This window comes from Chitinophaga sp. (assembly GCF_039596155.1).
Lineage (GTDB): Bacteria > Bacteroidota > Bacteroidia > Chitinophagales > Chitinophagaceae > Chitinophaga.
This window is the reverse complement of sequence record NZ_JBCNKF010000001.1, coordinates 88,302-105,532: the sequence shown is the minus strand read 5'-3', so window position 1 is coordinate 105,532 and position 17,231 is coordinate 88,302. Positions and strand designations below refer to the sequence as shown.

The following is a 17,231-nucleotide window of genomic DNA, read 5'->3' as shown; positions in this document are numbered from 1 at the left end:
GGAGACCGCCCCGCTTTGAGGGCGGTTCCTGCGGTGAGGGAAAAGTAAAAAATCTTACTGCGATGGTTTTTCAGAAACCGGCAATAGGAACTACGGGCTTTAGTCACCCGCAGTTCCTAATCTGCGCTGAAAGGATAGATGGAGCGTTTCCGCTCGGTTTATTACATTTTAATCACTTTAGCGGCGCCATTACGACCGGTTTTCGCATTGGATGTTTTCAGTATCCATGTACCCTGAGGTAAACGGCTTACGTCCAGTGTGATTACCTGTGCGCCTTTGGCTGCTGCTACAAATTCTTTTCTGATAGCAGGTGTACTACCATTGATGCTCCACAGTTCCACCCAGATCCTTTCGCCTGCAGCAGCCGTTAAGCTTACCTGCAAAGTATTACCAGTTACCGGGTTAGGGAATACGAGGAGCTGATCTTTGGTGGTTGTCTCAGCTGCAGCTACAGTTGTATTAGCCGTTCTTGCTGCAGAAGCAGTGCATGCACCCAGTGGTTGCCACCAATAGTCAGCAGTACCAGGAGTTACGTTGTACAGGCCATTTGAAAGGCTCACGTACAGGTATCCATTATATACTACTTTATCACCTGCATTGTACACAGCTGGATAAGGCTGGTAGGCAGCCACACCTGCACAGTTGCCCGTGTTAGAAGAACCACCTACAGTGATGCTTACGGCAGCGCTGGTAGTAGCATTACCACTATTATCGGTGGCTTTTGCAGTCAGAGAGTAAGTACCGGCAGCTACATTGGTCCAGCTGTAAGTGTAAGGAGCAGCAGTTACAGTGCCCAACAGCGTGGAACCATTGTAGAATGCTACGCTGGCGATAGTGCCATCAGCGTCAGCTGCAGCAGCCGTGATAGATACAGTAGCAGGTGCAGTGAATGAAGCGCCGGTAGCCGGAGATGAAATGCTTACAGTTGGCGCGGCACCACTACCAGTGTTACCGCCTGAGCAATCACCTGTATACGTCCAAACCTGACCATCGCCGGTGTGGGTATCAGGCTGTTCATTCTGTGTCCACCATTTAGCGGTATAGATCTTACTGTTATAAACTACCTTCATGCCATTGGTGTAGATACCAGTAGCAGTCCAGGCAGCGATACCGTCGCAAGTACCGCTACCTGTGCTACTTTTTACTACAATTGCAACAGCAGCAGAAGTCGTCGTTGCACCGGCGTTGTCTGTCGCCTTTGCTGTGAGCGAATAGCTGCCTGCTGCTACACTACTCCATATATAGGTATAGGGACTGGTAGTAGATGTACCCAACAGTGTAGTACCGTTGTAGAATTCTACCTTGGTAATAGACCCGTCGGCATCAGTTGCAGCAGCTGTGATAGTCACAGAAGCTGGTGCAGTGAAAGAAGCATTCGCTGCCGGAGCAGTGATGCTCACAGATGGCGCCTGGTTACCACCGGTAGAACCAAAGAAGAATGGATAATAATTGCTGGCGAATTCTTTATTATTCACCGCATCCCAGTTGACAGACCATGTCATGATACCACGCAGACCAGGATAACCGGCGCTGTTACGTAAGGTATAAGTACCACCATAGGACTGACCCTTTACTAAATAATTCAAGGCTTTCAACACCTGCGCAGGGGCAGTATACCCGCTACCTGCTGCACCCGGAGCTGCAGGCAGGCCAAATGCAACCTGGTCAGGACGTAATGCCGGGAATGTAAGGCTGGTGCCAGATACCGGGAAACCCGTCAACAGCATTTCTGTCATAGATACAATAAAGTCGGCTGTAGCAGAACTATATACCTTATTATCCAGCGCAGTTACAGAACCGGTATTGTACAGCTGTGGCTGAATCCAGGAGAGCTGATCTTTCAGACCATAAATAATAGGCAGATAAGCACCTACCAGTGGAGAATAAGTAGCTCCGTAAGCAGTCTGCACATAATAGGTTTCCGGTGCCATGGTCAGCAGGCAATTTTTACCCTGTGCTGTACGGTAAGTGATGATCTCTTTACATGCTGCGATCAGGTTGACTACTTTGGCAGTAGTAGGCGCGGTAAAGTCCTTATCTCCGTTATCCAGCTGGAGGGAAGTACCACCTTCTATATCCAGGTCAAAACCATCGAAGTTATATTTGTCTAACACAGCTTTCATGCTGGAGATGAAGCTGGCTTTGGCGGTAGCAGAAGTCAGCAACAGGGTACCATTTTCACCGCCCAGCGACAGTAAAACCTTTCTGCCCTGTGCCTGTAAGGTAGCAATGTCAGATTTGATTTCAGCTTCAGAAGTAAGCCCCGGATCAGGTACAAAACTTACAGTAGCGTAGTCACTACCTGTCGTAGCAAATGCTACTTCGATTACATTATACCTTGCATCGACATCTTTCAAACGGATATAAGGCGCATTGGCCAGGTTCCAGTCATGCCAGTAACCTACCAATACTTTACCTGAAGTATTATCGTTGGAAGAAGATTTTACAGTTAAGGCTACAGCGGCGGAAGTGGTTGTAGCACCCGCATTGTCGGTGGCAACGGCGGTTATAGTGTAGCTACCCGCACTTACATTGCTCCAGGTATAAGTGAATGGAGCAGCAGTAACAGTACCTAATAAAGTAGCCCCATTGTAAAACGCCACTTTGCTAACGGTACCATCTGCATCAGCGGCAGATGCAGTGATGGTAATAGATCCGCCGGCAGTGTAAGCAGCGCCACCAGCAGGAGAAGTGATGCTCACAGTGGGCGCCTGGTTGGTGGTGCCGCTGCCGTTAGCAAAAACAGCATTCAGCTTGTTGACCAGCGGAGAGGTGGTAGCAGGGCAATAGATCAGTTTACCTTTGGGAGTCGTGCTACTGGTCATATTCAGCATATCACCGAATACCTGCCAAACAATTACACCAGCCAGGCCATTGTCATTGATATATTGCGCTTTCAGGCCAATAGACCTTTCGTTGTCATAACTCAGGAAGTAGTTACCTTTCGTCATATAAGGCACCTTCGCATTATCATCCCAATGATCAGTCCAACCAGAGCCGGAGCCGGTTTGCTGGAGGATGTAACTATAGTTTGGTGTACCATCCCAAAGGTTCAATGCCCAGTTGGTAAAGTCGGCACAGGTGGAGATAGGACCATCTGGTTGTACGGTTTCAGCACGTTTGCTGGTAGGACCATTCAGCGCCGCAGTACCTGTACATACCACGCCACGGCCATAGAAAGGCGCTCCGATGTTTACTTTAGACATGTTCACGCCCAGTGCTTTCACACCTTTTACGGTCGCATCGATAGAGAAACCGGAATATTCAGCACCCGGGTAATCATACAGCGGGGCATTATGACCTGCAATATTTGACCAGCCACCATTATAGTCGTAGGTCATCAGGTTAAAATAGTCCATGGATTTGTTCAGGCGAGTCCAGTCAAAACCTGAAAGTTTGGTGGGAACGGCGGAAAAAGCAGCGGTGATCAGTTTGCTACTGCCGATAGCCGCTCTTACAGCTTCCACGAGGGTAGCGAAGTTAGCATAGTCAGCCTGGCTATAGTTTTCGATATTCATACCAGCTCCGTTTGGATATTCCCAGTCGAAGTCGATACCATCAAACCCCATATTGATCAGGTCAACACAGTTAGCTACGAACTTAGCACGCATCGTTGCATTGGCGGCGGTAGAAGGATAGTGCTTACACATACTCCAGCCACCGATAGAAGCCATCACTTTGATGCCTTTCTGGTGGCACAGGTCGATCAGGCCGGGAGCACCTCCCTGTTTGGGTACGCTTAGCGGAAAACTACCGGATGCACCGGTGTTTACGTTTGACCAACCGCTACCTGCATTACGATATCCCAGTGTATAGGCATAGCTGCCATCAGTGATATAATAAAGGGGCGCGTCCAGTTCTCCTTTGAGCAGGTATAGGTCCCAGCTGCTGTAGATATCTTCGTTTAACAAAGCTGCAGGTTCCTGAACGGCACCTACCTGGTAAATGTTCTTGTTGCGGAAGTCGCCGCTGTGGAGGGAACCGTCTTTTGCTACCCCAAAAAAGGAGAAGTTGAGGATGGTGTACTGGGAATAGTCCACATTCAGTTGGTTATAGCCACCTTTGGGAACAATACCCGATACTTCTTTCCATGCATCCCACTGGGTAATATAACCTATTACCTGTTTCTTGTGGTTCTTGGTAGTCGCGGTCACTGAAGGGCTTACCTGTGCCCTGGCCTTACCGAGGCCGGTTATTAGCAGGAGGAAAAGAATTGCATGTCTCGCATAAGTGCATAGCCATGCATTACGAAAGGTAAAGTTTACTTTCATTATCGCTGGATTTTTGTAGACGATATGGATAGGACTGCGCCGCTCACATTAACTACCCTGCACGCTTTCAAGTGGGAGGGATCCACTCACGCCGAAATTGCAGCAGCGGGTATAGGCACACGTCTTGACTCTCTGACGTTTTTTGCTTTATTGTAATTACAGGGCCGGGTTTCAAGGTTTTTCGGGAGCTGTAATAGCAGGCAATAAAGCCGGTGTTTCACAGATAGAATAATTGTTTTAATTACAATACCGGGTTTGGGTAAATGAAGCAGTCTACCTGAACCAGATATGTTATCTTCTTTTAATGAATATGGCTATAAAGTCACTATATAGGAGTCGGGCGATGGAGTAAAAGGTACTATCTGCGTCTTAAAAAAAATGAAAATCCCCGCAGGCGGCTGCCTGCGGGGATTTCTTCTCCTTTATGTCTATCTTAATTCTTGCGGATGATCTTTAACATGGTACGTCTGCTCATCTTATACTCATTCTCCGTACAATTTGCGCCCTTGTTACAAGGATCGTTCGGATCTTTACCAATGTTTTCATAATACAACCTGCTGCTGGCCACTCCTTTCTTAATCAGGTAATCAATTACCGCATAACATCTCATTGCAGACAGATCCTTATTATAAGCATCGGAACCACGGCTATCTGTATAAGAGGTGATATTCAGCTTCCAGTTAGGGAACTGGTTCAGCACCACCGCTACCCTATCCAGCATATCCCTTGACTTGGTCGTCAGGATGGCACTGTTATAATCGTAGAAGAACATCAGTTTCTCCAGCTTGTCGATAATCGCATTGTCCATATCGCTGAAAGGCTGGCTATCATCCGGATCTTCTTTCTTCACTGTTGCCGGTGCTGGTATTGGGTCCGCAGCCGGTGTTACAGCTTCCGGCTCAGGTTTCGGTTTTGGCAGTGTTGCACCTGGCTCAGGTCTTACCGGACGTTTAGTAGTAGTGGCAGGCTGCCTTACTTGTCCAGGTTTCCTGGTTTCAGTTTTCTTTGGCTCTTCCTTCACTTCTTCTTTCACAGGTTCTGCCGGTGCCGGAGATGTTTTGGAAGGCGTAACAGTTGGCTCTGTATATGGAACCGTTACCGGTTGCATAGGACTTGTTACGACTGGTTCCTCCTTCTTGACAGGAGCTGCTGGTGCAGGAGTTACCGGTGTTGGTGTCGGAACAGGCACCGGAACAGGAACAGGAACTACAGCAGCTGGTTTATCTTCTCTATGATGTCTGGAAGATTTCTCTTCCTTCTTATCTTCTTTTTTATCTTCCTTTTTATCTTCTTTCTTTACTTTATCACCTTTGGAAGTCCCTTTCCTGGTATCGGACTTTACTTCATCGGGCTTTGCCACCGGATCAGCTGCAGCGAGTACTACCGGTGCAGGGTCGTTAGTCACTGGCGGAGCCTGGTATGGAGCCATACCACCATCACCATTGAAGCGTTCAGCAAAGTGGGTATCCATGAAGCGATAGATATCGTCGCTACCACCACCACCAGGACGGTTAGAAGCGAAGTAGCCTTCATACATATTCGCTTTCATGATGAAGCCCAGATCGTCTCCACCGGAGTTAAACGGCCAGCGCAGGTTCTGCAGCTTGGTCCAGTTACTGCCAGTTCCGGTTGCACGGTAGATATCGAAACCACCCATACCCGGATGTCCTTTACTGGAGAAATAAAGCATACCAGCTTCGTTATAGGTAGGAAATGCTTCGTCAAAAGGTGTATTGATAATAGGGCCACAGTTTTTAGGCTTACCCCATTTTCCATTTTTTTGTTTCTCACTGTACCAGATATCCATTCCACCTACACTACCTTTTCTGTCAGAAGTGAAATACATCAGCTGACCATCACGGCTCAGTGCCACGTGACCAGAAGAAAACCCAGGGGCGTTCAGTTCTTTCAGGGGCTCCAGTGGCGCCCAGGTATCACCTGTTTTATAAGACCAGAATATGATCATAACACGCTCACCGTTTACAGGACCACGCTTGGTCTTGTTAGCGATGTCCTGCTGCCAGGAGTTCAGCGTTACATACACGGTATCTTCTCTTGGATTGAAACATACCGGGCCTACGTGATAAGGAATCTTGCCCAGCAGTTCCGGTAAAATCTCTTCTACATATGTATTGGCAACACCCTGTGCATACTGTTTAAAAAGATATGCTTTAAAGTAAGGCTGCCCGGTACGGGTATCAATTTGTGGTGCTTTTTCCGGAGCATTGCTGATGGCCATTTTCCGGTAACCGTTTGATACGAGCAAAAGCCCCTGCCTTGTTACTCCGCTTACATAGTCGGAGCCGGAGGAGCTCAACTCTTTAATATCTTCCATTGCCATATCTACACGATCAGATTTCCACATAATGGCGCTATCACATCCTGCGCTCATTACATTCTTTAATCGTACGCTATCTGGCTTTGTGGTGACAAACTTTGCTATCTGTACTTTTGCCTGCTCATATTTCTGCAGGTTCTTTAGTGTCTCTCCATATAACAGATGTGCAACGTTAGGACAGTTAGGTAAGGCATCGAGTTTTTTGAACCAGTTAGCAGCTTCTTCATAGTAACCTACCTGGCGATAACACATTGAGATTCTTTCCAGCAACTCGACGTTATTCTTATTACGTTGCTTATTAGCCAGTTTAGAATATAAGGACCCGGCTGTGGCAAATTCCTGCCTCTCGTAAGCCTCGTCAGCTAACTCACGCACACTCTTTGATTCCTGCCCAAAGAGTGTGGCAGGGACGACCAAAAGTGTGCATAATAAAATTGCGTAACAACGTAGCATATTAATTCGATGATCTTAAGATTAAAAATACCGGGGATTGGAAGTACTGTATTGCTTAGAATTAAATAGAATGCCGATTGAAATTTCATGGCTGCCGCTTTGCATACCAGCCAGTTTATTTAAAGTCATATCATAGGAATAGCCGATGCGGTATTTGCTAGTAATGTAGTACTCTAATATAGCACTTGCAGCGTTGGTAGATTCTACCGGTGTAGCAGCAGTGATCGCTTTGTTCGTTAATACGCCTACGTTAGTTCTGTAAGATCCCCCGATCCACAGCAGATTGTCAATGTACATCATCAGGTTCAGGTCCAAACCAGCAGGACCTGCGAAGTCACTCTTAAACATCACGGATGGTTTCAGTGACACCTGCTCAGACAGGCTATACATATAACCTGCAGTCAGGTAAACAGACTGTCTTCTGCGAATACTTTCATAAGTATATCCTCTCCATTTATAACCACTGCTGGTAAATTTAGAGAACAGGTCCAGTGCAGATAAGCCTAAATAGAAGGTAGGTGAATAATAATAGATACCTACACGTGCATCAGGAGCTGTCTCTTTTGCAACACCATCAGGAACGATACGGTCACCCTGGTCCAGGTATTGAAGCTGGTTACCATCCAGGCTGTACTGAGTAGCCCCCACACCGATACCGAAGCAGATACGTTTGGTATCTTCATCGTCCAGGCGGATACGGTAAGAATAAGATCCGTATACAGAGATAGCGCTCTGAGGACCCAGTTTATCCATCATGGCCTGTACGCCCAAACCTACGTTCGCATCCCTGTTAGGACGCTTCAGCGGGCCATCCAGCGATACCATTCCTGTTTTAGGCGCACCGGGGTAACCACTCCACTGGTCGCGGAAAGTTGCATTCAGGTACATTACATCTTTATAACCAGCATACGCAGGGTTTACTGACAGGCCATTAAAGATATACTGGCTGAACTGAACACTTTGTTGTGCCTTGGCGCCTGCTCCCAGACAAAGTAATAATACTACAGTAAACCAATTTTTTCTTGTGTACATATTTGCACTTTTAGAAATACAGTTCATTCAATTATCTAATAATCATGACCCAACCCTTGTAAGTGGTGTAGGTGTCTGTCCCACCGGAATTATCGGCAGGTTTGTGTAATTCAATTCTATAATAGTATGTCCCTTCTGCGAGTCCGGTTCCTTTCCAGTCGTTCTGATAGTTATTGGAATAATACACCTGTGCACCCCAACGGTTGAAGATATACAGTTTGGAGTCGGGGTATTCATCCAGGTTTCTGATATAGAAGTAGTCGTTTTTACCATCGCCGTTCGGAGTTACCACATTACTTACAAACAGACCCGGTTTACCACCCTGTACGCTGATACTTGTAATAAACTTACCATCGCAACCACTTTCATTAGGATCACAATGCATAGTGCTCTTAATGGTATCACCATTGTCTACTTTTGCCGTACTTGTAATCGCTCCACCCGGAAGCTGGGTGAGATCTTCATCAGCAGTAACGGTGTAACGCACATAACTGATCGCACCAGCTACCAGGTTCTGTACAGTCCAGTACACAGTCTGCACCTCCGTATTCAGTGGGTGGGTAGCACCATCATAACCTTGTGTATAGGTGGTCCCTGTAGGTACAACTACGTTGATCTGAAGTTTAGGAATGGTAACACTACCCGTGTTGCGTGTGTATATATAATATGTAAGTACATCGCTGGAGCTTACATAATTACTCAGGTTCTCGTTCAATACAATCATCCAGGTATCAAAACTTGATGACTTGGAGAGTGCTACCGAAGTAGAGTTACCAGCATTGGAAGTTGAATTCGGATTGCTGGCATCGCCCGTAACCGCCGGATAAGTAGCTACTTTTCCTTTACCATTGCCGTTGTCTACATATGCAGTGTTGGTAATAGCAGATACCCCGGTGAGGTCAGTAGATATCTTTACACGGTAAGCTTTGGTCACATCGGCACTGCCTACATTCAGGGTAGGAATTGTCCAGGTGATCAGGCCATTCGCATCAGCAGTTACCTGGTCATCACCATCTACAAAAGTGGTGTAAGCAGGTACATTTGCATAAATAACTACGTTGGTCAGGTTTACAGTGCCCTTATTACGTACGTGTACAGTATAGGTGAGTACATCACCCGCCTTTGAAGTACCGGACGCGTTCACACTCAACCATGCGATAGAGTTGGCGCCATTATCTACCGGTGTATTCAATGCCGGCCAGGAAGAATAAGTACCGCCCTGCGTACCAGGAGTCGGCAACAGACCATTACCATCCTTTGCATCTACATACGCTGTATTTTTAATGTACGCCACACCTGTAAGATTGGAACCAACAGTCACTGACAGATTTACAAAAGCAGAACCGTTAGCCGCAATAGTTGGGATCGTCCAGGTGATTTTGCCATTCGCATCAGGTGTTACACTGTTGGTAGCACCATAAAAGGAAGTGTTGGCAGGTAAGGTATCCACCACAGTCACATTTGTGAGCGGGGCACTACCATTGTTCTGTACATAAATAGAGTAAGTGATTGTTTGACCACTCTGGTAGGAGCCATCTGCACCGGTTGGGGAACCAGACGCAGTTATCCAGGTGGAAACAGTACCTGCTGTGGGGCGGCCACTATTGTTTGCTACTGTAGTAGCACTGGCTGGTATCCAGGCAAGACCTGCAATCAGCAGAAACAGGGCCAGACAATAATCTGAGATTTTTTTGGCGCCAGTGTGAATCAGGCCTACTCGCTGCTGCGCGGAAACCGGCAGGGTAAAACGAGCGGAATTGTAATGTTTGCGCATAGGCATAGGATTACTATAACTAGTGGTAAGTTTCGAATGCTTTGTCCCAATGATTTGCTCAGTTACATGAACCGACGTTGCTCCCTCTCCTTATTATATATATAATGTACCCGCACAGGTCTAAGGCGGTATGACGGCGCCCTCAGCAACTCGTTAAGAGCAGTCCAGATTTGATATAATGCAGCGTTTATCATTGGTTATGGTTTTTTGACTATAAATTCCCGATTGTCAAGGATATAGTTAATTCGAATATAAAAATATCTATATTTATTGATAAAACAATATTTTTTAGAAAATTAATAGCTCACAAATACCCTCATTTGGTTATTATAAATCAAACCATTACAAATTTATTCACGACTCATGTCTGGCTTTATAGCCCCAAAATTCAAGTCAATAATTACAATAATCCAATACTACTCACCCTTGCCCTGCTGCCCAATAAGTACTCCCGGCAAAGGATTGACGGAAATTATAATATGTTCCGCTCCATCGTTTTTCGGATAGGCATAAGGGTAAGTTGGAATCAGTTTTTGAAACAGTTTTTTGCAAAAATTGCCTCCCGGAAAAATGCGTACAATGTGGATAACTTTTTTTCATTAAAGGGGCAGCTCAAAGAATTGTCTTTTTTAATATGATATTATTTTAGCATGTTTTTATAATTACAGACCTTTAGCTGAGAACTTTAAAAATTAGTATATTTACTAATGCATTTGTGGCCCGCTTATCAGGTAATGAACTGGTTTTTAAGCAAATGGTCTAATTTCTGTACTGTAAATGAGGACCATGATCCCATAGCACAAGAAGATAAGGAAGGTTACATATAATAAGCCGGTCATACCTATGGTAGACCTGGGCAGTGAGTGGTTATAAGAATATCGGTGGGCTTATTCTGAGCGCGGGAAAGATGTTAAACCAAGCTGGAAGCGGGAATTCTTTTCCGCTTGCCATTGTTTAAAATGAGTATCAACACATCTATTTTTGAGTACTAGCGCTTATTTTACAGGTATGCAATGCTATTCCTTGAAGTCACACCCGTTATTTCATACATATTTACGCAGAAGAAAGACCACTCCCATATCTTTTAGAAAGAAACCTGACTATATCAACTGATGGAGGCAGACTGTGACAGGCACCTGAAAATTGCCCGTTCCTATCTGCATATCACCGGAAGCAAAAATCTTAATATTAACCAAGTAAAAGATGTACACGATTACACCGTTTTTTTCGGGCGTTATGCGCTATCAAGACTCAGTTCCTGTCCCCATTTATTTACTCAGGCATGAGCAGGCAACACTTTGAACGTTAGGCCTGTTAAATTTTTCATACCTGTATATCAACTTTTCTAATGAACACTGCAGTCTATAAAATATTACTTGTAGATGAAGACCAGGTATTTGTAAGGCAAACGCGTCAGTTACTTGTATCACAATCATATGACACATATACTGCCGCGTCAGAGGAAGAAGGGATCATCATCTGTCAACAACATCAACCAGACCTTATCATTTGTGGTGCCCACCTGCGTGGTACCGGAGGCCACCATTTTATCATGGCCCTCAGAAATGATCCGGCTTATGATCACATCCCGCTCATATTCATCAGCTTGCGGGATAACCGACAGGAGATGCGTATGGCCATGAACCTCGGCGCCGACGACTACCTGGCAAGACCCTTCAGAAAACGCGACCTGCTACTTAGCATTCGCTCCCGCCTGGGCCGCTTCGCCAAATTTAACCATGTCAGACCTCCTGAAGAAACTAGTACTGTCTCGCTGGCTAATCCCAACACTGCACAACAAACACTGTATCACAGATTGGGTAAAGCTGAGAACAGAATCATCAAAATGATTGCTGAAGGTAAGAGTACAAGGCAAATGGCAGACGAACTGGGCGTGTCTATCCGCACAATCGAGAATCATCGCTACAGAATTGCCGGCAAATTGGGCGTTTCCGGACGTAACGCACTCACCGAATTCGTGATCCGGAACATCATCCAGCAACAAAAATCCTGATTCCATCGCAATTGGTTTTTGCTTCATCTATGCAGGTCCACAACTAAACATCGCTGATGTATCACCCCTCAGCGATGTTTAGCTGCATTTTTTAAAAATTGACATTATCTTAGCCCCAATCACCCTCCTACCCACCATTGTAAACCAGATAATGCATGCACAAACCATCTCTGCTAACAGCTTTCTATCTATGCTTCGCTGCCATGGCTTATAGCCAACACTACTCCATGGAAGCCGTCACCTCTTACCCGTTTCCCTCCGGCCTCACCGCTTCCTCACAGGGCTCAAAAGTAGCATGGGCCGTGAACGAACAGGGAAAACGAAATATCTATGTAGCCACCGGCCCCGATTTCTCTCCCCGCAAACTCAGTAATTATATTCAGGATGATGGGCAGGAAATAACCAGCCTCTCCATATCCGGCAACGGTAAATGGGTCGTGTATACCCGCGGCGGCGATCATAGCGGCAAAGAAGGTTTTACTCCTGTCAACCCGGCGCATGATCCCATACCTCCTAAAACAGAAATATGGTCCATCCCATTTGAAGGCGGACCCGCCAAAGTATTGTCCGAAGGAGATTATCCGGCCCTCTCACCCAACAGTGACAGCGTCGCTTTTATTAAAGGTGGCCAGGCTTATATTATAGCCGTCGATGGCTCCGCACCTGCACGCGTATTATTCAGCATCAAAGGTACCACCAGCGCACTCGAATGGTCTCCTGACGGACACAGGCTCGCGTTTGTTTCTGATCGCAATGGCCACAGTTTCATTGGCGTATACACCCATCCTACCGCGCCTATCCAGTGGATTTCTCCCGGATTTTCGCAGGATTATTCACCACGCTGGTCTCCCGATGGTGAACAGATTGCTTTTATCCGCACACCAGGTACCGGCGGCGCAACTGATTCCATACTGGCCCGTCATCACCAGCCATGGGAAATAAGAACAGCAAAGATCAGTGATGGAATTTCCACCTTACTTTGGAAAGCACCTACCACATTAAGAGGCGGTGTTCCCACAACAGATGGCGCTACCAATCTGCACTGGGGTGCTAACAACCATGTTGTCTTTCTTTCTTATCACGACGGATGGCCTCATCTCTATTCTATTTCAGGAAACGGAGGTACCCCATTACTACTTACTCCCGGCAATTTCATGTGCGAACACATTACACTCACAGCTGATAAAAAATGGCTGGTGTTCAGTGCCAATAATGGCGCCTCTCCACAGGATATTGACAGACGGCATATTGGCCGTGTTCCCGTTGATAAACCAGCCATGGAGATGCTGACTACAGGCGACGGTATAGAAACCTATCCTGTAGTGACGGGTGATGGACAGTATGTAATTCTTTTCACCGCTACTGCCCGCCAGCCATTACTCACCGCAAAGATGCCTTTCGGCAAAGGAAAGCCTTCGCTGATCAGTGCCGCCCTCCTGCCAAAAGATTTTCCTGCTGCTCACCTGATCACGCCGACACAGGTGATCTTCAACGCTCCGGACGGTACGCCTGTTCATGCACAACTATATCAACCAGCAGGTGGCCCTGCCAGAAAGCCAGCCATCGTCTATGTACACGGTGGCCCACAACGGCAAATGGTCTTAGGCTGGCACTGGATGGATTATTATTCGATTGATTATGCACTCAATCAATACCTCGCAGACAACGGTTTCATTGTATTAGCCATCAATTACAGGCTCGGCATTGGTTACGGTTACGAATTTCATAAGCCCGCAAATGCCGGTGTGTCAGGCGCTTCAGAGTATCAGGATGTAAAAGCAGCAGGAGAATGGCTGGCTGCACAACCACAGGTAGATGCAAAACGTATAGGAATCTATGGTGGCTCTTATGGCGGATTCCTCACCGCGCATGCATTGGGTAGGGATTCTAAGCTATTTGCCGCAGGTGTGGATATTCATGGCGTGCATAATCGTTCACAGTTTGCCACACCGCCTGCCATCTCTCCTGCACCCGATGCAGATACCGCAGAGAAAGTAGCACTACGCTCTTCGCCCATAGCCTATGTGGATACATGGACTTCGCCGGTGCTGTTAATACATGCGGATGATGACAGAAACGTTCAGTTTAATCAAAGTATTGACCTGATCAATCGTTTGGAGAAAAAAGGAGTAAACTATGAAACCTTGTGTATTCCTGATGATACACATCACTGGATGAAATACAGTAATGAACTCAAAGTCAATAAAGCAGCGGCCGAATTCCTGATCCGGCAACTCAGTAAATAAGTAAAAACGCCCCTTGTTTACGAGGGGCGTTTTCCTATCTTTCCTAAATGGGTGTCTGTAAACCCTGTCACATACTTCAACCCATACCCAAATACACGGTCCATCGAAGAATGCGCAAATAATATAATTCCCACAAACAACCACAACTCACTATGCGCCGTCCAGCCCAGGCAATAGATTACAAGTGCTATAGCCCGGTGATGCACAATGTTATACGTATACGCACCTACTTTAGGTCCTGCCAGGTATCCTGCCATAGAGAGATCAGGCAGTAAGAGGCAAGCGGGAAAAAGCCACCAGGCGTACGCAGACTGCAAGTGAAAAGCTACAAGCGCAATCAGAAAGAATGCGACTTCTTCAAGTGTGATGATTGTTTTCATCCATAAATTTATGCAATTTCAGGTTGCATATTGGTGGAAATACCTATCCTGTTCCAGCTATTCATGGCTATCGTCGCCATGATCACCTGGGCAATCGTTTGCTCGTCCAGCACTTCCGCTGCTGCTGCATAGGTCTCATCCTTTACATGTCCTTTACTGATCTCTGTTACCTCTTCCACCAGCGCCAGTATAGCCCTCTCTTCTGCTGTAAAGAAGGGCGTTTCCCGCCAGGCAGATAAGGTATAGATCCTTTGCTCTGTCTCGCCTAATTTCCGCGCATCTCTCGTATGCATATCCAGGCAATAGGCACAACCATTTATCTGTGAAGTCCTGATCTTTATTAATTCACGCTGAACAGGCGTCAGTTTTGTACCATGTAAATACTTCTCAAAAGCCATCATTACTTTGTAAGCTTCGGGGTCTACCTTACTAATGTTAATTCTGTTTTGCATGTCATTATGTTTTGTTGTTGACACAAAGTTGCACCAGAATCACCCTACAAAATCTTGAACTAGTTCAAGATCTCTTTGCCCTTATTTTACTTAAAAATTCAGCACTGAAACCTAAATAGGAAGCTAACATATATTGTGGAATACGTTGTATAAACTCGGGAAACAAACTATTAAAATGATTATATCTTTCTTCTCCACTCGTTGTAAAAATATACTTGATCCGCATCATTGATGCTGCATAAGACCGCTGTAACAATAACCTGAAATACCGTTCCATTTTGGGTACTTTCTCAAACAACTCTTCCTCCTTCTCTTTATCCAGCACCAGCAATTCAGAGGGCTCCACCGCCTGAATAAAGAATTCAGCAGGCTGTTGCCTTTCCAGGCTGTCATAATCTGCCATCCACCAGTTTTCAAGCGCAAAATGCGTGATCTGCTCTGCCCCGTTTTCACCGATAATATACTGCCGCAATAATCCCTTAATCACAAAATATCTTCCCGTGCAGATCTTTCCCTGTTTTAGCAAATGGGCTTTTTTACCTACCTCCTCATACCGCATGCAGGACAACAACAGTTCCTGCTCGTCACTGTCTAATTCTACATACCGTTGTACATGTTGTAGCAGTCTTTCCATAGTATAAACAGAGAAGGTTGTCTTACAGGTAATTTACGGCCGGGCCAGTGCCCGGATCTTTGCAATTCCTCTAAGACAACCTCTTTAAAAACTATTCATATTTTGCTGGCGTACCCTTGGCAGGTATTGCCTCCTTAATAAACTTTCTAAGATTCTCATTTGCCGCAGCCAGATCATCTTTGCGCAGGTACATCATATGTCCGCTTCTGTACCCCTCCCATTTGATCCGGTTCTTCAGCTTACCTCCCGGATCCAGTTGCCAGATGCTATACTTTGCATTGAAATAATCACAGGCCCCATCATAGTAACCGGATTGTACCAACAGGTGCAGGAATGGATTCTGTGCAATAGCCTGACGCAGGTTTTCACCAGTTTTATTATTCTGGTTGTCCCATGGCCATACCTGTCCGAACATGTTATATTTCAGGTCTGTTTTATATTCCAGCTCCTCACGCAGGTAAATGTGGATAGCCGGGGTAAATGCCTGTAACCATGCAGTCAGTTCCGCATTGTAATCAGGTCTGCTACCGCCATTCTGTTTATCCAGACCTTTGTACCTTGAATCCAGGCGGCCAACGGTATACCCCTGGTCACGGAGCAGTTCTTTCCAGAACAAGTTAGTAGAAACGACGAGGTTGTTTTCGAGGAATACCTGTGCAGACAAGCCACTGTAATGACTCAGGCGCTGTGCCAGTGCTTTCCGTTCTGCATCCTCCAGTGAACCACCCCTGGAAATAGCGGGTACCAGTTCATTAATGGTAAATTTCTCAACCTCCGGCAGTACTTCATTCAGATCTTTGGATTGTAAGTCGGCAGGAAGTTTCCTGTGGTACCAGGCGGTTGCTGCATAGTAAGGCAGACTCAGTGCCTGGTCCAGCGGACCATTACGGTCAATGCCCAGATCAGTAGGTGATACAAGAATCACCCCGTTCAGGTACATCCATTGTTCTTCCTGCAATTCCAATGCTAAACCGGATACACGGGTTGTACCATAGCTTTCACCGATCAGGAACTTAGGAGAAGCCCAGCGGCCTTTGCGAGTTACAAATGTATTGATCCACTCTGCGAGATACTTGATGTCTGCATTTACGCCATAAAAACGTGAACCAGGTACATCTTTGCTCACCGGGCGGGAATAACCTGTATTTACAGGATCTACGTATACGATATCCGCAACATCCAGGATAGAATTAGGATTATCGCGCATACCAAAAGGCTGCACAGGATAACCTTCGTCGTCGATGTTGAGCAAACGGGGGCCGGTATAGCCTATTTCCATCCATACAGATGGCGTACCGGGACCACCGTTGAAAGAAACTACCAATGGACGGTTAGATTTATCCCTGATATCCTCTCTTTCATAATAGGTGTAGAATACACCCGCTACCGGACGGCCATCTTCATCCCAGATCGGCATACTGCCAGCTGTGGCAGAATATGGTACACGCTGCCCTTTGATGGTAACTTCATGATGGGTGACAACGGCAGAATCAATTTTCAGTATCCGGCTGGGTGACACCGGAGCGTCATTCTTAAAAGACTCTTTGTTTTGTGCATGCAAATGGCTGAGTATGCTGCAGGACAGCGCCAACGAAAGACAAAGGATTTTGGTCATAATTCAGGTTTAGAGAGCGTAA

The 17,231-nt window shown here is 46.2% G+C and carries 10 protein-coding genes; 2 read left to right on the top strand and 8 right to left on the bottom strand.

Annotated elements, in window-relative coordinates:
* Nucleotides 1–161: 161 nt before the first annotated feature.
* The 4 genes from ABDW33_RS00385 to ABDW33_RS00370 form a co-directional block, all read right to left on the bottom strand.
* On the bottom strand, nt 162–4,271 hold the full coding sequence (locus ABDW33_RS00385; RefSeq protein ID WP_343688079.1) for a glycosyl hydrolase family 18 protein: 4,110 nt from the start codon (nt 4,269–4,271) through the stop codon (nt 162–164).
* Between the two features lie 433 nt (nt 4,272–4,704).
* Complete coding sequence (locus ABDW33_RS00380; protein ID WP_343688078.1) at nt 4,705–6,984, bottom strand: OmpA family protein; 2,280 nt, start codon at nt 6,982–6,984, stop codon at nt 4,705–4,707.
* A gap of 99 nt (nt 6,985–7,083) precedes the next feature.
* Complete coding sequence (locus ABDW33_RS00375) at nt 7,084–8,094, bottom strand: type IX secretion system membrane protein PorP/SprF (RefSeq protein ID WP_343688077.1); 1,011 nt, start codon at nt 8,092–8,094, stop codon at nt 7,084–7,086.
* 31 nt (nt 8,095–8,125) lie between these two features.
* On the bottom strand, nt 8,126–9,868 hold the full coding sequence (locus ABDW33_RS00370; RefSeq protein WP_343688076.1) for a gliding motility-associated C-terminal domain-containing protein: 1,743 nt from the start codon (nt 9,866–9,868) through the stop codon (nt 8,126–8,128).
* A gap of 1,348 nt (nt 9,869–11,216) precedes the next feature.
* Between ABDW33_RS00370 and ABDW33_RS00365 the strand changes: the two genes are divergently transcribed.
* Together ABDW33_RS00365 and ABDW33_RS00360 are read left to right on the top strand one after the other, a co-directional pair.
* The gene (locus ABDW33_RS00365; RefSeq protein ID WP_116851867.1) at nt 11,217–11,882 is read left to right on the top strand and encodes a response regulator transcription factor; all 666 of its coding nucleotides are present in this window, start codon (nt 11,217–11,219) and stop codon (nt 11,880–11,882) included.
* 155 nt (nt 11,883–12,037) lie between these two features.
* Nucleotides 12,038–14,128, top strand: a complete 2,091-nt coding sequence (locus tag ABDW33_RS00360; RefSeq protein WP_343688075.1) for a prolyl oligopeptidase family serine peptidase — start codon at nt 12,038–12,040, stop codon at nt 14,126–14,128.
* Nucleotides 14,129–14,145: 17 nt separating this feature from the next.
* Here the strand turns inward: ABDW33_RS00360 and ABDW33_RS00355 are convergent, their stop codons facing one another.
* The 4 genes from ABDW33_RS00355 to ABDW33_RS00340 form a co-directional block, all read right to left on the bottom strand.
* Entirely contained in the window at nt 14,146–14,508 is a 363-nt protein-coding gene (locus ABDW33_RS00355) for a DUF4260 domain-containing protein (RefSeq protein WP_343688074.1), read from the bottom strand.
* A gap of 8 nt (nt 14,509–14,516) precedes the next feature.
* Nucleotides 14,517–14,960, bottom strand: a complete 444-nt coding sequence (locus ABDW33_RS00350; protein WP_343688073.1) for a carboxymuconolactone decarboxylase family protein — start codon at nt 14,958–14,960, stop codon at nt 14,517–14,519.
* A 64-nt stretch (nt 14,961–15,024) separates the two neighbouring features.
* Complete coding sequence (locus tag ABDW33_RS00345; protein WP_343688072.1) at nt 15,025–15,594, bottom strand: Crp/Fnr family transcriptional regulator; 570 nt, start codon at nt 15,592–15,594, stop codon at nt 15,025–15,027.
* Between the two features lie 91 nt (nt 15,595–15,685).
* Nucleotides 15,686–17,209, bottom strand: a complete 1,524-nt coding sequence (locus tag ABDW33_RS00340; RefSeq protein ID WP_343688071.1) for a carboxypeptidase — start codon at nt 17,207–17,209, stop codon at nt 15,686–15,688.
* Between the last annotated feature and the right edge of the window lie 22 nt (nt 17,210–17,231).